The organism is Microvirga sp. (assembly GCF_014699075.1).
Classification (GTDB): Bacteria; Pseudomonadota; Alphaproteobacteria; order Rhizobiales; family Beijerinckiaceae; genus Microvirga.
Genome location: NZ_JACXAB010000027.1, coordinates 1 through 17,656 on the forward strand (window position 1 = coordinate 1; position 17,656 = coordinate 17,656).

16 protein-coding genes are annotated in these 17,656 nt (G+C 59.5%); 14 read left to right on the forward strand and 2 right to left on the reverse strand.

Features of this window, described 5'->3' with window-relative positions:
* Positions 1-470: 470 nt before the first annotated feature.
* On the forward strand, positions 471-1,313 hold the full coding sequence (locus IC232_RS22870; RefSeq protein WP_190847264.1) for an MBL fold metallo-hydrolase: 843 nt from the start codon (positions 471-473) through the stop codon (positions 1,311-1,313).
* Positions 1,314-1,388: 75 nt separating this feature from the next.
* Here the strand turns inward: IC232_RS22870 and IC232_RS22875 are convergent, their stop codons facing one another.
* Positions 1,389-2,195: an IclR family transcriptional regulator gene (locus IC232_RS22875; RefSeq protein WP_190847265.1), complete on the reverse strand. Its 807-nt coding sequence runs from the start codon at positions 2,193-2,195 to the stop codon at positions 1,389-1,391.
* 97 nt (positions 2,196-2,292) lie between these two features.
* Between IC232_RS22875 and IC232_RS22880 the strand changes: the two genes are divergently transcribed.
* Genes IC232_RS22880 through IC232_RS22910 form a run of 7 tightly spaced genes read left to right on the forward strand, consistent with a single transcriptional unit; the run spans position 2,293 to position 10,178 of the window.
* Positions 2,293-3,468: an acyl-CoA dehydrogenase family protein gene (locus IC232_RS22880; RefSeq protein ID WP_190847266.1), complete on the forward strand. Its 1,176-nt coding sequence runs from the start codon at positions 2,293-2,295 to the stop codon at positions 3,466-3,468.
* Between the two features lie 21 nt (positions 3,469-3,489).
* Entirely contained in the window at positions 3,490-5,553 is a 2,064-nt protein-coding gene (locus IC232_RS22885; protein WP_190847267.1) for an FAD-dependent oxidoreductase, read from the forward strand.
* Between the two features lie 31 nt (positions 5,554-5,584).
* Positions 5,585-6,763: an acetyl-CoA C-acyltransferase gene (locus IC232_RS22890; RefSeq protein WP_190847307.1), complete on the forward strand. Its 1,179-nt coding sequence runs from the start codon at positions 5,585-5,587 to the stop codon at positions 6,761-6,763.
* A gap of 20 nt (positions 6,764-6,783) precedes the next feature.
* The gene (locus IC232_RS22895) at positions 6,784-7,758 is read left to right on the forward strand and encodes an NADPH:quinone oxidoreductase family protein (protein WP_190847268.1); all 975 of its coding nucleotides are present in this window, start codon (positions 6,784-6,786) and stop codon (positions 7,756-7,758) included.
* Complete coding sequence (locus tag IC232_RS22900) at positions 7,755-8,186, forward strand: PaaI family thioesterase (RefSeq protein WP_190847269.1); 432 nt, start codon at positions 7,755-7,757, stop codon at positions 8,184-8,186. Before IC232_RS22895 ends, IC232_RS22900 begins: the two co-directional genes overlap by 4 nt.
* Positions 8,187-8,239: 53 nt before the next feature.
* Positions 8,240-9,409: an acyl-CoA dehydrogenase family protein gene (locus IC232_RS22905; protein ID WP_246812350.1), complete on the forward strand. Its 1,170-nt coding sequence runs from the start codon at positions 8,240-8,242 to the stop codon at positions 9,407-9,409.
* Between the two features lie 13 nt (positions 9,410-9,422).
* Positions 9,423-10,178, forward strand: a complete 756-nt coding sequence (locus IC232_RS22910) for an SDR family NAD(P)-dependent oxidoreductase (RefSeq protein ID WP_190847271.1) — start codon at positions 9,423-9,425, stop codon at positions 10,176-10,178.
* A gap of 95 nt (positions 10,179-10,273) precedes the next feature.
* Here IC232_RS22910 and IC232_RS22915 read toward each other — a convergent pair whose 3' ends face one another.
* A complete protein-coding gene (locus IC232_RS22915; RefSeq protein ID WP_190847272.1) occupies positions 10,274-11,050 on the reverse strand; it encodes an IclR family transcriptional regulator in 777 nt (258 codons plus the stop codon).
* Between the two features lie 263 nt (positions 11,051-11,313).
* On the opposite strand from IC232_RS22915, the gene IC232_RS22920 reads away from it, so the two are divergent.
* Genes IC232_RS22920 through IC232_RS22945 form a run of 6 tightly spaced genes read left to right on the forward strand, consistent with a single transcriptional unit; the run spans position 11,314 to position 17,613 of the window.
* On the forward strand, positions 11,314-12,216 hold the full coding sequence (locus tag IC232_RS22920; protein ID WP_190847273.1) for an amidohydrolase family protein: 903 nt from the start codon (positions 11,314-11,316) through the stop codon (positions 12,214-12,216).
* 18 nt (positions 12,217-12,234) lie between these two features.
* Entirely contained in the window at positions 12,235-13,203 is a 969-nt protein-coding gene (locus IC232_RS22925; RefSeq protein WP_190847274.1) for an ABC transporter permease, read from the forward strand.
* A gap of 7 nt (positions 13,204-13,210) precedes the next feature.
* A complete protein-coding gene (locus IC232_RS22930; RefSeq protein WP_190847275.1) occupies positions 13,211-14,110 on the forward strand; it encodes an ABC transporter permease in 900 nt (299 codons plus the stop codon).
* Positions 14,111-14,127: 17 nt separating this feature from the next.
* Complete coding sequence (locus IC232_RS22935) at positions 14,128-14,949, forward strand: ABC transporter ATP-binding protein (RefSeq protein WP_190847276.1); 822 nt, start codon at positions 14,128-14,130, stop codon at positions 14,947-14,949.
* On the forward strand, positions 14,946-15,947 hold the full coding sequence (locus IC232_RS22940; RefSeq protein ID WP_190847277.1) for an oligopeptide/dipeptide ABC transporter ATP-binding protein: 1,002 nt from the start codon (positions 14,946-14,948) through the stop codon (positions 15,945-15,947). Before IC232_RS22935 ends, IC232_RS22940 begins: the two co-directional genes overlap by 4 nt.
* A gap of 34 nt (positions 15,948-15,981) precedes the next feature.
* Complete coding sequence (locus IC232_RS22945) at positions 15,982-17,613, forward strand: ABC transporter substrate-binding protein (protein WP_246812351.1); 1,632 nt, start codon at positions 15,982-15,984, stop codon at positions 17,611-17,613.
* The last annotated feature ends 43 nt before the right edge of the window (positions 17,614-17,656 follow it).

Sequence of the window (17,656 nt, forward strand, 5' to 3'; positions counted from 1 at the left end):
CTGTTCGGCAGCCATTCTGGCCGCTCTCAGGCAGAAACTCCACTTATCCCGCTGTCCAAATTATCCGAGCCAGCTCTAGGTAATTGATCGAGACGGTCGCTCCATTTCTGGCAAACATAGCGGCAGTAGCAAAACCAATACCGGATGCCCCCCCCCGTGACTAAGACTTTCCTTCCGCTAAGATCTAACGAAATCAATCACTTCTCCGCAACCTTAGGTGAAAACTGGGCACACCGGCTTGGTACCACGATCTTAGTTCGAATCTTTGTGGTTGTGCATCTTGATCTTCATAAATCGCGCACATTAAATTAGAGAGGCAGGTGGAAATTAATTTCGCTGATCGGAATATGATCGAGAAAGCTCTTCGGGATTGCGTGTCAAAAACAGGACATAAACAGAACTCGGAGCTAACCTTAGTTCCTTGATGAATGTGCGTCGGCAGAGTGGTTTAGCGGCTGGAAGGTAGCCAAATGGCATTTCTCACTGAGTCTACTCCAGAGCGTGGTGTCGCTTCTGAGATAGTGCCCGGTATTAGGCGGATCGTCGCTCGCAATCCAAGTTTGATGACGTATCACGGCACCAATACGTACCTGATCCCGAGGCCGTCCGGCTTCATCGTAATCGACCCAGGACCGGACGATTCCGTTCATGTGAACGATGTTCTCTTGGCAACGGAGGGTCGTGTATCGACGATCATCCTCAGCCACAGCCACTCGGATCATCGCGGCGCCTGCGCAGCTCTGAAGGAGAAGACCGGAGCCCCAGTTGTCGCATTCCATGCTAGTGCGTCCCCCGAGTTTAGTCCGGACATCCCGCTGCAGGATGGCGACGAAGTGGAGGGCATGATCGCCATCCATACGCCCGGCCATGCGAGCGACCATCTTTGCTTCGCCAGGCCGGACGGACTTCTGTTCAGCGCCGATCACGTCATGTCATGGTCGAGCACGATCGTTTCCCCTCCCGATGGGGATATGGCGGATTATTGCACAAGTCTTCAAATTCTGTTGAATCGAGGCGAGAACATCTTTCTTCCTGGGCATGGGCCGCCGATTCACAATCCCAAGCCCTATGTTGCCAGCTTGCTCAGCTACAGAACCGAGCGTGAGCGAGCAATCGTCAATGCCCTGAATATCCGCCCGTTCAACACCTGGGATCTGGTCGATCGTTTGTACTCGAAAACCGATCCTTGGTTGAGGATGGCGGCCGAAAGGAATGTCGTCGCCCATCTGCTGAAGCTGCAGAGCGAGGGCAAGGTGGAGGAGTACGCCGAACTGTGGCGTCCGACGTCTCTGCGCCGCGCGCAAGCTCGCTGATCAGACCGCCGCATTGCCACGAGTTGCCACGAGGCCGATGCCGTGTTTTCGACCGGATGCTTGGGTCGGGAGTGTTCAAACGCTGCCCAAGGCTCGACGAATGCGCGTGGCGAGTTCGACAAGATCTCGTCCCACCGTATCGAGCATGTCCGTTTGCAAGATGAGCGCGGAGCCGCCGCAGTTCAAAGCATAGGTCTGCGCGCCGTGAAGAACCAGCGGCACACCGACAGAATTGACCTCCTGCTTCCATTCGCCCACAGAGGTGACATAACCGTTCTGGCGATATTGCTCGACAGACCGCTGAACACCCTCACGTATGGATTGTCCTGCCTCGTCCGGAAAGCACAGCTCCTCGAGAAGGCGCTCCCGCGCCGCAGGATCGAGGCTCGCGAGATAGGCCCTTCCCATGGCGGAGGTAGCCATCCTGATGTGAGAGCCAACCTCGATGCCGATATGCAGCGGGCTCGAGCCACGACAATGCTCGATATAGACCATCGTTCGCCCGTCCGGCGCGCCGATCGCAACCGAACATCCGACCCGGTCTGCAAGTTCCTGCATCATCGGGCGTGCAACATCGCGGACGGCGATACCCCCGAGCGCGGTGAAGCCGAGCGCCAGAGCCGAGACCGAAAGGGAGTACCGACCTGTTACCGGGGAATATTCTAGGTAGCCAAGGCGACTCAGCGTATAGGTGAGGCGTGATATCGTGGATTTCGCCAGTCCGGTCCGATCCGCAAGCTCCTGATTGCCGAGTCCGATGTCGCCACGCCTGAAGGCCCGAAGCACGCTGAGCCCGCGGGCGAGGGCGGTCACGAAACGAGGGTCTTGATCGTCGGCGAGAGTCGCTGTCGCGACGACACTGTCTTTTCGCTTGCGCATCATCGTCCCAGCCAAAAACTGTCACGCCACCCCTTGACCTAAACTGCGGCAAAGGGCAACTTCTAACTACGATTTCGGAATTTAATTCCACGGGGCGGAATTGACAACAGACAGCGAAGTTTTTCAACAGCTTTTGGATACGGTCGAGCGTTTTGTCCGGGAAAGGCTCCGGCCACGGGAGCTCGAGGTGGCCATGAGCGATGCCGTGCCTGCCGACGTCGTTCAGGAGATGCGCGACCTCGGCCTGTTCGGGTTAGCCATATCCGAGGAGTTCGGCGGACTGGAGCTCAACCTTTCGGAAGAAGTGCAGATCGCCTTCCGGCTTGGAGGAACCTCGCCTGCGTTCCGCTCCGTTATCGGCACGAACAACGGCATTGGATCGCAGGGCATCGTCATCGACGGAACGTCTGAGCAGAAGGCCTACTATCTGCCGCGCCTGGCGAGCGGTGAGTTGATCGGATCCTTCTGTCTGACCGAGCCGGAGGCGGGATCGGATGCCGGATCGCTTCGCACCTCAGCAAAGCGCGACGGCGATTACTTCCTGATCTCCGGCACCAAGCGATTCATCACCAACGCGCCGCAGGCCGGTGTTTTCACCGTGTTCGCGCGAACCGATCCGGAGAGCAAAACCGCCTCGGGCGTTACTGCCTTCATCGTCGATGCTCATCTGCCTGGCATAACGCTCGGCAAGAAGGACCATAAGATGGGCCAGCAAGGTGCTCATACCTGCGACGTGATCTTCGACAATGTCCGGGTGTCCGTGACTGCCATCATCGGCGGTGAGCGCAACCTCGGAAAGGGATTCGCCACCGCGATGAAGGTGCTCGACAGGGGCCGCTTGACTATCGCGGCGGTCTGCGTCGGCATAGCCGAGCGGCTGATCGCCGACAGTTTGGCCTACGCAATGGAACGAAAGCAGTTCGGACAGCCCATCGCGGAATTTCAGCTCGTCCAGGCCATGCTCGCGGATATGCGCACCGAGTGCTTCGCCGCACAATGCATGGTCGAGGAAACGGCCCGCCGGTTCGACAATGGCAAGATGATCGCCACGGAAGCCGCCTGCTGCAAGATGTTTGCCTCCGAAATGGTGGGGCGCGTCGCGGACAAGGCCGTGCAGATCCATGGCGGCGCTGGATATGTCGCGGATTATGGGATCGAACGGTTCTATCGGGACGTGCGCCTGTTCCGGATCTACGAAGGGACAACGCAGATCCAGCAACTTGTCATCGCGCGCAACATGACGCGTGACGCGCGGCGGCAATCCGCCAACATCTAATCCGACACGGAAAGGCTCGTCATGGTATCGGTAGAGGTTGAGCGCAGGGATGAAATCGCGATTGTCTGGGTCGACAACCCGCCGGTCAACGCATTGGGAGTTGCTCTGCGGGCTGGTATTCTGGGTTCCTTAGAGGCGGCTGTCCGAGATCAGGCAGTGGCCGGCATCGTATTGGCCTCGCGCCAGGGGATTTTCAGCGCCGGTGCCGATATCAAGGAATTCAACCAAACTCCAGCCAGGCCATCGCTGCGTGAGGTGATCGAAGCATTCGACGCATCTCCCAAGCCGATTGTCGCGGCGATCAACGGCGTTTGCTACGGCGGCGGCCTTGAGCTGGCGCTCGCGTGCGACGCAAGGATCGTGACCTCCACGGCGCTTCTAGCGTTCCCGGAGATCAAGCTCGGTCTGTTGCCAGGGGCCGGTGGAACGCAGCGCCTGCCAAGGCTCATGAGGCCTGCCGATGCCCTGAAGCTCATGGCTGATGGGGTGCCCTGCACCGGCGAGCAATCTGTGACGATCGGACTGGCGGATGCTCTCGCGGCATCCGAACGACTTGTCACCGAAGCGACGGCGAAAGCGAGGTCGCTCGCGAAGAGGAGTGCCCGCCAACGCCTTCGCGACTCCGTCGTCGACCATCGGACCCGGGAGGCCTTTGAGACTGCCGCGGCAGCGCTGTTGAAAGCGCATCCCGGCGAACCGCAGATCGAAGCATTGGTCGGGGTAGTTAGGGAGAGTTATGAGCTTTCCTTCGATGAGGGTATGCGGCGAGAGCGTAAGTCTTTCGAAAGGCTGCTGGTCGACGACCGCTCGAAATCTCTGCGTCACGCCTTCCTTGCCGAGCGCGAGAGCGGTCAGATCCCCGGGGATATCGACTCGTCCGAGCTCATCGCCGTTGAATCAGTCGGTGTTATCGGCGGCGGCACGATGGGAAGCGGGATCGCTATGGCGCTTGCTGCCAACGGTATTCCCGTCACTCTCATTGAGGCCGATGATCCTGCAGCACAGCGGGCCTTCGAGCGGATTGCCGCTAACCTCGCAAACTCGGTGCGCAGAGGGAGCCTCTCGGAATCAGCGAGATCCGAAAACCTCGCCCGAATCAAGACCGCCGTGGACTACGCGGAATTGGGCGCCGCCGATCTCGTCATCGAGGCCGCATTCGAGGAAATCGATATCAAACGCCAGATCTTCGCGAAGCTCGCGGCGGCCACGAAGCAGAACGCGGTTCTGGCTACCAACACGTCCTATCTCGACGTTGACGCGATCGCCGAGGCAAGCGGGGTCGCAGAGCGCGTGGTCGGCATGCATTTCTTCAGTCCCGCCAACATCATGAAGCTGGTCGAGGTTGTGCGCGGTGAACGGACTTCTGCCACTGCCATCGCCACCGTCGTGAATGTGGCACAAAGGCTCGGGAAGCTTCCTGTGGTGGTCGGCAATTGCCATGGATTTGTCGGCAACCGAATTCTCGCTCGGCGCAGCGAGCAGCTGGATCGGTTGCTTCTTGAAGGGGCTACGCCGGAAGATGTCGATCGTGCATTCACCGCATTCGGGTCGAAGCTCGGACCTTGCACCATGGGCGATCTCGCTGGCCTTGACATCAGTTGGCGAATGCGCCGCGCGACGGGACGAACCGCTCCCGTGGCCGACGCGCTCGTCGAGGCAGGCCGCCTCGGCCAGAAGACGGGACGCGGCTACTATCGTTACGCGGAAGATGGACGCACGGCGAGCCCGGACCCTGAGGTGACACAGCTGATCGAAACGGTATCGCAGACCCACGGCGTCAAGCGCCGCAGAATCGATCAGGACGAAATCATCGACCGGCTCATTCTCCCGATGATCAACGAAGGGGCACGTATCATCGAGGAGGGAATCGTGGCGCGTCCGGGCGATATCGATGTGATTTGGATCCATGGTTATGGGTTCCCGCGCTGGAGGGGCGGCCCGATGTTCTATGCCCAGACGCGTGGCCTTCCAAACGTTGTCGCTCGCCTAAAGGATCTCGCCGAAATGACAGGCGATGAGTCCCTCCGCCCGGCACCCCTTCTTGAGCGGCTGGCCGCGGAAGGAAAATCTTTTGCCTCGCGATGATACTGGTATGACATACAAGCGGATAACACACATGAATGAAGCTGTCATCGTTGCAACCGCGCGGACGCCGATCGGAAAGGCACAACGGGGAGCCTTCAACGATACAGCCGGCGTGGATCTAGTGGCGCCGCTGCTTCCCGAGCTTCTACACCGGGGCGGAGTATCGGCTGGCGATGTAGAAGAAGTCGTCATGGGCTGCGGCTACCCGGAGGGTGCGACCGGCGGCAACGTCGCCCGCGCGGCTGCGCTGCGCGCCGGTTTACCTGAGACATCCGCCGCTCTCATGATCAGCCGCTTCTGCGCATCCGGCCTCGAAGCCGTGGCCTACGCAGCTCGTCGGATCAAATTTGATGGAGTCCCCGTCTCCATTGCGGGCGGTGTCGAGTCCATCAGTCTCGTTGGGCCGAATGCCAACAAGAATCGGTTGCGCAACGAATGGCTCGAGCAGAACATTCCGGGCATCTACATGACGATGATCGAGACAGCCGACAACGTTGCCGGGCGTTATGGCATTTCTCGCGAACGGCAGGATGAATACTCCCTCGAAAGCCAGCGCCGTACGGCCGTCGCACAGCAGGCTGGCGTCTTCGCCGAGGAAATAGTCCCGACACAGGCCGTCAAGCTTGTGACGGATAAGGCAACCGGCAGCATCACGAAGGAAACGGTGAGGCTTACCCTCGATGAGGGCAATAGGACTGATACCACACTCAGCGGTCTCGCCAAGCTGAATCCGGTTCGTGAAGGGCATTTCATCACCGCTGGCAATGCGAGTCAGCTTTCCGACGGAGCCTCCGTGAACCTCCTTATGTCATCGGCGGAAGCCGAACGGCGTGGTCTCGAGGTGCTAGGGGTATTTCGCGGCTTCGCGTCGGCAGGCTGCGCGCCCGATGAGATGGGCATCGGACCTGTCTTCGCCGTTCCCCGCCTGCTCGAGCGAAATGGATTAGGGGTCGAGGATATCGATCTTTGGGAGCTCAACGAGGCTTTTGCCAGCCAAGTCCTGTACTGCAGGGACTGCCTCGGAATTCCTTCAGAGAAGCTCAACGTCAATGGCGGCGCGATCTCGGTCGGACATCCGTTCGGCATGAGCGGATCGCGCATGGTTGGTCACATCGTCCTCGAAGGACGTCGTCGCCAAGCAAAATATGCCGTCGTCACGATGTGCGTCGCAGGCGGTATGGGTTGCGCCGCGCTTATCGAATTCCCCTGATTTCTTAAGAGAGGAACGTCATGCGCGCAGTGAAGTGCAATCAATTTGGTCCGGCGGAATCGCTTGTGGTCGAAGAGTTCGATCTTCCGCCGCCCGGCCCAGGCCACGCGCGGGTCCGGGTCGAAGCCGCGGGTGTGAATTTCCCAGATACGCTGATGGTCCAGGGCAAGTATCAGGTCAAGCCGGACCTGCCGTTCGTTCCTGGCGCGGAGCTTGCCGGCATCATCGAGGCCGTGGGAGACGGTGTCGAGGATCTGCAGCCTGGCATGCCGGTGATCGGCATGGTCGGGCAGGGCGCTTTTGCCGATATCGCCAATGTCAGGACAACGCGCCTCATGCATCGACCCGACACAATGCCAGCCGTGACGGCGGCAGGGTTCTCGATGACTTACGGTACAAGCATGCACGCGCTCAAGCAGCGCGCTCATCTCAAACCTGGGGAAACTCTTCTGGTTCTCGGTGCCAGCGGCGGCGTGGGACTTGCCGCTGTTGAACTAGGTAAGGCGATGGGAGCAACCGTCATCGCCGCTGCGAGCAGCGCGGAAAAACTCAAGGTGGCCCGCAAGGCCGGTGCGGACCACCTCGTGAATTATTCAACGGAATCGCTCAAGGACTCTGTCAAGGAGTTGACGAGCGGCAAGGGTGTCGATGTGGTCTATGACCCTGTTGGCGGCGATCTCCTGGAGGAGGCGGTGCGTGCCACTGCCTGGGAGGGACGCGTCCTGATCGTGGGGTTCGCATCCGGAACGATTCCAAAGATCCCCGCGAATCTGATGCTGCTGAAGGGATGCTCCCTCGTCGGTGTCTTCTTCGGGACGTTCCGAGATCGGGATCCCGACGCGAATCGCGAGAATTTTGCCGAGATGTTCCGCTGGTATGAGGAGGGCAAGCTCAAGCCTCTCGTCAGCACCACGATGGACCTGGCCGACGTTGCCGAGGCGTTCAATATCCTGACCAGCCGGGGAGCGATCGGAAAAATCGTGCTCACCACATGATCGATCCTTTGGCGTCGACCTATCTTAATGTCGGCCTCTTCGGGCTTCTGGGTCTCGAGCTGATGCATTCCCAAGATGGAAGCGTCACGGGACGGCTTGTTATCGATCCGCGTCACCGCAATCGGGCCGGCTACGTCCATGGCGGCATATTCTGCACCATGATCGATTTTGCCGCATGCGCGGCTGGTCTCCATAGCGAGCCGGGAGAAGCTGCGCGTTACGCGGTCACTCTATCGCTGACGACGCAATTCACCAAAGCGGTGGTCGATGGAGTGCTGCAGGTCGAAGGCCGGCTCGTTTCCGCGGGCCGCAAGTCTTATACCGCCGAGGCCCACGTCTATGACGACCATGGCGCGATCGCCGCCCATGGGATCGGGACATTTCAATGGCGGCCGGGCAGCGAACCGCGTTCGCAGATGCAAACATAGAAAAAGTGGATGGTGCCGAAATGTTTGAACTCCGGGAAGATCTGAAGCCCCTGATGCGTGAGCTGACACAGTTCATGACGGACCATATCTATCCGAACGAGGAGGAGTATGAACGGCAGCTGCGGTCGCAGGCAAAGCTCTGGTCGGAGCCGCAGATCATGAAGGAGCTCAAGGCCAAGGCCAAGAAGCAGGGGCTTTGGAATCTGTTCCTGCCTGCCTATGAGCATGGCGGCAGATTGAGCAACCTGGACTACGCACATTTCTGCGAGGGGATGGGTCGGTCGTCGATCGCCTCTGAAGTTTTCAACTGCTCTGCGCCCGACACCGGCAACATGGAGACGCTCATTCTCTATGGCACCGACGAGCAGAAAAAGCGGTGGCTTGAGCCGCTTCTGGAGGGCGAGATCCGCTCCTGCTTCTCGATGACGGAGCCGGCGGTCGCATCCTCCGATGCAACGAACATCCAGACCGAGTTCCGTCGAGATGGCGATCATTATGTGATCAACGGACGGAAATGGTGGAGCACAGGCGCGAATGACGAGCGCTGCAGAATTGCGATTGTCATGGGCCGCACTGACCCGTCGGCGCCCAAGCACATGCAGCAATCGATGATTCTCGTTCCGCTTGATACGCCTGGCGTCACCGTCGAGCGTGCTCTGATGGTATTCGGATATGACGATGCACCGCATGGCCATGCGGAAATCAGCTTCAACAATGTTCGCGTCCCCGCATCCAACATTCTTCTGGGCGAGGGGAGGGGATTCGAGATTGCCCAGGGCCGTCTCGGGCCTGGACGCATCCACCACTGCATGAGGGCTATTGGGCTGGCGGAGCGAGCCCTCGAAACGATGTGCCGTCGTATCTCCTCCCGCACGGCCTTCGGCAAGCCGCTGGCGGATCAGGGGCATCTGCGCCAGCTCATTGCGATGTCGCGATGCGAGATTGAGACAGCGCGCCTGCTGACGCTGAAGGCCGCGCATATGATGGACACCGTCGGCAACAAGCAGGCGCGTCGTGAAATCGCGATGATCAAGGTGGTCGCTCCGGCAATGGCCTGCAACGTCATCGACAGGGCCATTCAGGCGCATGGCGCAGCGGGTGTATCGCAGGATACGTTCCTGGCATTCGCCTATGCGAAAGCCCGCACCCTGCGGATCGTGGACGGACCGGACGAAGTGCATCGGGAAACAATCGCCAAGCTTGAATTAAAAGCCTATCACTAACGAGGAGCAAGCCATGTTCGATATCGGCGGCAAGGTTGCCTTGATCACCGGTGCATCCCGTGGCATCGGGAGGGCAACAGCCCTCCAGCTTGCCAGAAGCGGCGCGAAGGTGGTCGTCTCGAGCCGCAAGCAAGCGGCCTGTGACGAGGTCGTCCGTGAGGTCCGTGCGGCCGGCGGCGAGGCGATCGCCATGTCCTGTCATGTGGGCGACCAGACCCAGCTCAAGGAGCTCGTCCTCTTCGTTGAGGAGACCTGGGGCCATATCGATGTTCTCGTCTGCAACGCGGCCACGAACCCGGTTTACGGGCCGATCGGAAACCTGTCGGACGAGGCATTCGCCAAGATCATGACGGTGAACGTGCAAAGCACGATTTGGCTAAGCAACCTTGTACTGCCGGGAATGGCCCAGCGAGGAGGCGGATCCGTCATCATGATGTCGTCCATCGCGGCATTGCGGGGGACTGGCACGATCGGAGCCTATGGCATGTCGAAAGCCGCCGAGGCTGCGCTGACCCGAAATCTCGCTGTCGAATGGGGGCCGAAGGGGATCCGTGTCAACGCCATCGCGCCGGGGGTGGTGAACACCGATTTCGCTCGCGAACTCATCAACGATCCTGCCAGGCGAGCGCAGATGGAGAACCGGACCCCGCTGAGGCGGTTCGGTGAGCCTGAGGATATTGCCGGGATCGTGCATTTTCTCGCCAGCGACGCCTCGGCTTACATCACAGGCCAAGTGATCGTTGCCGATGGGGGCGAAACAATTGGGTGAACGATAGGTCGCTTGCACTCAGACAGCCAGCCGTCGGCCTCACCGTCGTGTGCTCGTGATTCCGACCCCAGGACGATCTTACGCCAGTTTCGGCTTCAGGGCATGATGAAGGCTAGCTGATTTCGCACATTAGCAGCGAGCGACTTCAGCCGTGGACCCACTTCCTCCTCGATCTGGTTCGGGCTCAGCCGGAAGATAGGAACACGGCAATTCATGGCGAAGCATTCGCCATTCTTGTCACGAAGCAGCGGCACGCCCGCAGAATGTGTGCCCGGGATCCATTCGCCACGTGTCACTGAAAAGCCTTCGCTCTTGCAGTTTGCTACTCCCTTTAGGAAGGACTGGTGATACTTGTCCCATAAGTCGGGCCGGAGTTGTTTCATCTGCTGAAGCTTCAGTTCGTACTCCTGATCGGTCAGCAGCGAGCACAAGGCGTGACCGATTGCGGCGGGCACTAGGGGGCCGATCGTGCCGAGGTCTGGCGATGTCCAGATATTCTCGTTGACGCGGGATGTTTCCAGATAGACGAAGTTGGCGCCTTCGATCACCCCGATCGAAACCGTGCCACCGAGATCCTGCGCCAGCTTTTGCATGGACGGGCGCGCGATGTGGAGAATCTTCAAGTCCGCAAGCAGCGGGTTGACGAGCATTAAAGCGCCCCAGCTGAGCCGGAACTTGGATTTTTCCTGCTTCAGATAGCCGAGTTTCGTCAGTGTATAGGTCAGACGGGCAACCGTGGGGCGGTTGAGGCCGGTATGTGCGGCAATCTCGCCATTGCTCAGCACATTCCGGTCGGGGCGAAATGCTTCGAGGACAGCCAGCCCTTTTGCCAGTGTCGTGGCAAAGCCAGCATCGCGATCGGTCTCTTCCAAATGCCCCTCCTAGCCGCTTTCGAGGGGACTGAATTCCGATTACGGCAACGATTGCCGACCGGCTCAAGCACCTTCGAGGAAATTCTCTGATTTACTTCGCTACTGCAATAAATAAGAGAGCATTCGCACAAATGTCAACATATTGGACATATGGTAATAATTTTGACGATAATATTGACGTGCTGGTGCATGAGTGGTTTTCTTGACGTATAGAAATGCGTCGAAGGTAAGTAATAACGGCGCAACAACGGGAGGTTGCTGGAATGACCCGCGTAATCGATATGGAAATCGGGATGCCCGCTAGCGAGGCCAATCCAGAACTTGAGCGGATCGCCAGGGGGCGTCCGGGGACGCCGTTTCCTCAGCCTCTGGAGCGGCCGGAGGGCTACGGCTTCGCCAACTACGGCAAAGTGTTCAAGGCGCGCAATCGTGAAGAGGGTCCCGCGCACGACGTCGAGGATGGCGGGCTTGATCGGCTCGTCGAAGACATGAACCGCGCAAACATCGCGTGCGGGCTGCTGGTCGGCGCGGAGAACAGCGCGACGGGCAAGATCCATGCCCGCTATCCCGGCCGCTTCTTTACCTTCGTGACCTTCGACCCGACGGACGGAATGCGCGCCGTTCGGGAGTTCGAGCGTCTAGTCAAGGAAGAGGGGGCAAACGGCCTGCGCCTGTCCGCGCTCTACAACGGCGTGCCCGCGAACGACCGGCGCTATTATCCGCTCTACGCCAAAGCCGCGGAGCTCGATGTCCCTGTTCGCATCTACACGGCGATGAACTACGCCAATGACCGCCCTTATGATCTCGGTCATCCCCGTTACCTCGACGATGTCGCCGTCGATTTTCCCGAACTTCGCATCGTCGCCGGTCTTGCGGGATGGCCGTGGGTCAACGAGATGGTTGGTCTCCTGCGCCGTCACCCGAATCTGTATGTCGACACAGCCGCACATCACCCGCGATATTTCGCGCAGCCCGGCTCCGGATGGGAGCAGTTCCTGCAATTCGGAAACACCCTGTTGCAGGACAAGGTTATGGTCGGATTGTCGCGATATCTATTCGGAACATCATTCGAGTCGCTGATCGAGGATTATAAGAATCTGCCGCTCAAGGATAAGGTCATAGAAAAGTGGCTGTACGGCAACGCGGCTACCTTCCACCGTCTCTGATAGGGAAGGCGGTCTCCGATGCTCCGCTTTATCTTGCAGCGAGCTCTCTACGCTCTGCCGCTGATCCTGGTCATAATCGTGGTCATGTTCACGCTGCTTCACCTGATACCAGGTGATCCGGTGCAGGCCCTGGTCGGCGACTACCCCGTGCCGCCCGCCTATCGACAGGCGATCGAGGAGAAGTATCGGCTGAACGATCCGTTTCTGACTCAGGTATGGAACTACGTGACGGCGGTGCTGCAGGGGGATTTTGGCTATTCTTATCAGAACCAGCGGCCCGTGCTGGCCTTGATCCTCGAGCGCGCCCCGCGCACCATCCTGCTGGCATCCGTCGGCTTCGCGTTCGCCATTCCTCTGGGCATGGCCATTGGCATCATCACCGGCACCACGCGCAGCGCCAACACCGACAAGATTTGGACCACCTCAGCCCTGATTGCCTACGCAATTCCCACCTTCTGGCTCGGCCAGCTCCTGGTGATGTTTTTCGCACTGCGCCTCGGTTGGTTCCCGACACAGGGAATCGGTCCACTCGTGTCTCGTGCGCATGGCTTCGACTGGGTCTTGGAGCGGGGACGGTATCTGGCCCTTCCAGCCTTGGCATTCGCTATCCACGAAGGAATGCGCTTTGCGCGCATCATGCGAGCAAGCGTGATTGATACCCTGTCACAGGGATATATCATTACCGCCCGCTCCAAGGGCCTGACGCGTGGCCAGATCATCCGGCGGCATGTGCTGCGCAATTCCAGTCTGCCGCTGGTGACGGTAGCAGGATATGCATTCGGCTCGGCCCTCAGCGGGGCGGTGCTGCTGGAGACCGTGTTCACCTGGCCTGGACTCGGCCTCTTGATGGTCGATTCCATTCGCCTGCGGGACAATTTGACTGTCGTCGGGGTGGTCATATTCTCGGCGCTGGCCGTCATTCTCATGAACCTTCTGGTCGACATCCTCTATGCAATGCTCGACCCACGGATCAGGACGGGGGGATGATGGTGTCATGACAAATCAAACCTCTGTCCCCGTTTCCGCCCGCCTGAAATCCGCCTCCGATTGGGGTATCTCCAAGGTCGGGAACATGATGGGCACTCGCCACGGCGCGATCGGCTCAATCATCCTTCTCCTGCTCGCGTTCATCGCTATCGTCGCTCCGGCGATCGCGCCCTACCATCCACTTCAGCAAACCGCCGCCAGTCTCGCACCGCCGTCCAGCGAGTTCTATTTCGGAACGGACAATATCGGGCGCGACGTATTCTCGCTCATCCTTTATGGCGCCCGTTCCTCTCTTATGGTTGGGTTCGGAGCGGCTCTGGCGGCTCTGTTGGTCGGAGGAACCATCGGCATCATCGCTGGCTATTTCCGCGGGCCCGTGGAGATGGTTCTCATGCGGATCATAGAGCTCTTCCAGACGCTTCCCGTGATCATGCTGGTGCTCTGCGCCGTCGCCCTGTTTGGGTCGAACTTCTGGCTGCTCATCGCTGCCGTCGCCCTCGCCATCTGGCCTATGGAGGCACGTCTGGTCTATGGGCAATATATAAAGCTGCGTGAGCGGGACTTCATTTCCGCAGCAAGAGTCGCCGACTTTTCGACCTCTCACATCATCTTCCGTGAGATCCTCCCGAACGCCATTCAGCCTGTGATTGTCCAGGTCGCGCTTGATGCTAGTATTGCGATCCTGATTGAAGCCGGACTGGGCTTCCTTGGATTGTCTGACCCATCCATGGTGAGCTGGGGGCAGCTGCTATTCGTCGCTCAGGACTACATGGACTCGGCCTGGTGGATGAGCGTCTTCCCGGGCGCGGCAATCTGTATCGCGATCATCGGGCTCAACCTGTTTGCCGACGGCCTCAACGAAATCGTCGATCCCCGCAGCACGCGTGGAATGGGGGGGCTGCAATGACCGTTTCGCAGAGCCATATGCCCGGCGCGGCCGAGCACCTTCTCGACGTGCGGAACCTGAAGGTCCATTTCCAAGTCTCGGACCGGACGGTGCGCGCCGTCGACGGCGTCGACTTCCACGTGAAGCCAGCAGAGTGTGTTGGCGTAGTCGGCGAATCGGGATCCGGAAAAAGTACGCTGGTGCGTGCCATCTCGCGGCTGATGCCAAATCTGCGTGTAAGCGAGTTGAGCGGCGACCTGCGGTTCGAGGGACACGATATTCTCGGGATGAGCGAGCGAGATCTGCGGGCCCTGCGGCGATCGCACGGCTTCTCGATGATCTTTCAGGATCCGCTCGGATACCTGAATCCGACCCATCGGGTCGGTCGGCAGATCGCCGAGGCTCTGACGTTCCATGGCAAGGGGCGATCCGACAGCCAACGCGTTCACAGCCTGCTGGAGGAGGTCGGGTTCTCGGATCCGAAAAGCATCGCGCACGGGTTTCCTCACGAGCTTTCGGGCGGAATGCGCCAACGGGTCATGATTGCGATCGCGCTTGCCAGCGATCCGAAGCTGCTTTTTGCCGATGAGCCGACGACGGCGCTGGATGCGACCGTCCAGCTTCAGGTCCTACAGACACTTTACCGCATCCACAAGGAGCGAAACATGGCGGTCGTGATCATCACGCACGATCTCGGCGTCGTGGCAGAGCTCTGCGATCGCGTCTACGTCATGCAGACAGGAAAGGTTGTCGAGACCGCCGGCACTGTCGATCTCTTTGAAAGGCCAAAGCATAGCTATTCGGCACGACTGATAGAGCTGAGCGCACACCGCATCAACTTCAGGAGCGCTGGGCTATGAACCCACAGATCCTTTCCCTAGAAGGCGTCAGCCAGATCTATACCAGCCGTGGCGCCAACGGGTGGCGTCGAGTGGATGTTCGCGCCGTTGACGGCGTCGATCTCGATATTCGCGAAGGCGAGACGCTAGCAATCGTAGGTGAGTCCGGGTCCGGCAAGAGCACGCTGGCGAAGATGCTGCTGATGCTCAACCACCCGACCATGGGGCAGGTTACGTATCGCGGGTCGACGCTCAAGACGCTCGGCCAGGAGGAGCGCAGCCGGTATCGGCGCCAGGTCCAAGCGGTGTTCCAGGATCCTGCCTCGTCTCTCAATCCCCGCATGACCGTCGAGGAAACCCTCGGCCATGTTGCGAACCGCCACAACATCGTCGCGAAGGCCGAGGTGCGCAGTTTCCTCGCCGCACAGCTCGCAGCCGTTGGCCTCGATCCGCCGGAGCATTATCTGGGGCGCTATCCCCACCAGCTCTCCGGGGGACAGCAGCAGCGTATCGCCATCGCCCGCGCGATCATGCTGAAGCCGAAGATCATCATCGCCGACGAGCCGCTCTCGAGCCTCGATGTGTCCGTTCAGTCGCAGATCCTTCAGCTCCTGAGCGATCTGCGCAGGACGACGAATGTGGGTTTCGTGATTATCAGTCACGACCTCGGCGCGATGCAATCAATCGCGGACCGCACGGCCGTAATGTACAAAGGCCGCGTTGTCGAGATCGGCGAGGCAATCTACCGGTCACCAATCCATCCCTACACGCGTCTCCTACTCGACGCGCGGCTGCTGCCCAATCCCCGCGGAACCCGGATCCGTTCGCCTGCGCCAAGGTCGGTTGCGCCTGCCGCATCGTTGGCGACGGAGGGAGGGTGCAGATTTCTTCAGCGTTGCCCCCATGCAATCGAAGTCTGTGCCGCAGTTGACCCTCAGCTGCGGCCGATGGGTGTCGGAGCGACGCATGTCGCCTGCCACCGCGCGGAGGAGCTGTCTGCAGCACCTACGCCAATGTAGTAAGCAAAGCGAGAGTAAGAACGGGAGGAAAACAATGAAATCGATGCTTCGTCAATCGCCGACCATCTTCGAACTACGCATGGCCTCAATTCTGTTTGCTTGCGCAATCGGTGCCAACGCATCTGTCGCTATGGCCGACGATGGCAAACCCGTCACCGGGGGAACGGTGATCGCGGCCCTGAACTCGACGACTATTCCGACGCTGAACACGCAGCTTACATCATCCGTTCCGGCTCTCTTCGCGGCGGATGTCTGGGCTGATGGCTTGATGACCTACGACAAGGAGGGAACTCGCCTCCCTCGCCTGGCGACGCGCTGGGAGACCTCGGCGGACGGCAAGACCTACACTTTCACTCTGCGAGACGGCGTGAAGTGGTCGGACGGGAAGCCGTTCACGGCCGAGGACGTCGTCTTCACCTTGATGACCTTCGGCAAGTTCAACACCTATCTGACCAAACTCGTTCCTTTGGTGGAGGAGGCTTCGGCTTCGAATGCGACCACCTTTGTCCTGAAGCTGAAGCAGCCGCTCACCGCGACCTTGGATCTCTTCGACAAGGAGGTCTTCCCCCTCATGCCGAAGCACATCTATGACGGTCAGGACGTGGCCACGCATCCCGCCAATCTTGCTCCGGTCGGTCTAGGGCCCTTCAAGTTCCAGAGTTGGGCAAGCGGACAATCGATCACCTTCGTCCGCAACGAGCATTATTGGGAGAAGCCAAAGCCTTACCTCGATTCAGTTGTTTTCGCGCTTATTCCCAATCCGCAGCAGCGGATGAATGCGCTCATCGGCGGCGAGGTCAACTGGTTTCGCCCTGAGGTCGCGCAGGTTCGCGCCACCCAAGAGGCGTCCAAGAGAGGCAAGTTCAAGGTTGTGCAGATCGTTAACAACGCACCTGAGACAGCGGTGGTCGATCTCAATCTGACTCGGGAGCCCTTGAAGAACGTCAAGGTCCGTCAGGCGCTGTTCCATGCGATCGATCGAGAGCGCATCGTTCAGGACGTCTATCAGGGACTGGCTGCAACCGCCAAGAATGCGGTTCCGACGCAGTTCAAGGAATTGCACGACACGTCAGTCAACTACGATACGCTCTATGCGTACGATCCCGTCAAGGCTGGGAAGCTTCTCGACGAAGCGGGGTATCCTCTGAAGGACGGCAAGCGCTTCACGATCGAGCTAACCGTGATCGCCAAGCCGCCCTATGATGCAGTTGCTCAGATCGTGCAATCGCACTGGTCGAAGGTCGGCATCGACGTGAAGCTGAGTGCTCTCGATCAGCAGATCTGGACGAATAAAGTCTACACCCAACGCGACTTCGATGCATCGGTGATCTCGTTGACCGGCCGCACGAACCCGGTTCTGGGTGTCGATCGCAGTTTCGTATGCAATGAGGGAAGCGTGCCGTTCGCGAATCCGACCGGGTACTGCAATCCGGAGTTCGACAAGGTTGCGCTAGATGCCTCGGCTGCGCCGGTCGGCCAGCAAAAGCCCTTCTACAAGAAGTATGCCGAGATTATCGCGCGAGACCTCAATCAGCTTGCCCTTGCGGATTCGAAGGTTTTTGAGGCTGTCAGCACCGACCTGAAAGGGCTCGACGCGCAGTTCAACTTCTCCTTCAACACGCACCCCAATTGGGCTGAGGCTTGGCTGCCTGCCGACAAGCAGTAACAGAGTCCGGCCTATCTGAACACCAAAGCTGCCGTGCGGTCAT

Coding starts and splice junctions, on each gene's coding strand:
- IC232_RS22930 (WP_190847275.1), top strand. CDS start 13,211: ATGACAAATCAAACCTCTGTCCCCGTTTCCGCCCGCCTGAAATCCGCC.
- IC232_RS22920 (WP_190847273.1), top strand. CDS start 11,314: ATGACCCGCGTAATCGATATGGAAATCGGGATGCCCGCTAGCGAGGCC.
- IC232_RS22935 (WP_190847276.1), top strand. CDS start 14,128: ATGCCCGGCGCGGCCGAGCACCTTCTCGACGTGCGGAACCTGAAGGTC.
- IC232_RS22910 (WP_190847271.1), top strand. CDS start 9,423: ATGTTCGATATCGGCGGCAAGGTTGCCTTGATCACCGGTGCATCCCGT.
- IC232_RS22885 (WP_190847267.1), top strand. CDS start 3,490: ATGGTATCGGTAGAGGTTGAGCGCAGGGATGAAATCGCGATTGTCTGG.
- IC232_RS22870 (WP_190847264.1), top strand. CDS start 471: ATGGCATTTCTCACTGAGTCTACTCCAGAGCGTGGTGTCGCTTCTGAG.
- IC232_RS22875 (WP_190847265.1), bottom strand. CDS start 2,195: ATGATGCGCAAGCGAAAAGACAGTGTCGTCGCGACAGCGACTCTCGCC.
- IC232_RS22905 (WP_246812350.1), top strand. CDS start 8,240: ATGCGTGAGCTGACACAGTTCATGACGGACCATATCTATCCGAACGAG.
- IC232_RS22890 (WP_190847307.1), top strand. CDS start 5,585: ATGAATGAAGCTGTCATCGTTGCAACCGCGCGGACGCCGATCGGAAAG.
- IC232_RS22940 (WP_190847277.1), top strand. CDS start 14,946: ATGAACCCACAGATCCTTTCCCTAGAAGGCGTCAGCCAGATCTATACC.
- IC232_RS22925 (WP_190847274.1), top strand. CDS start 12,235: ATGCTCCGCTTTATCTTGCAGCGAGCTCTCTACGCTCTGCCGCTGATC.
- IC232_RS22900 (WP_190847269.1), top strand. CDS start 7,755: ATGATCGATCCTTTGGCGTCGACCTATCTTAATGTCGGCCTCTTCGGG.
- IC232_RS22895 (WP_190847268.1), top strand. CDS start 6,784: ATGCGCGCAGTGAAGTGCAATCAATTTGGTCCGGCGGAATCGCTTGTG.
- IC232_RS22945 (WP_246812351.1), top strand. CDS start 15,982: ATGAAATCGATGCTTCGTCAATCGCCGACCATCTTCGAACTACGCATG.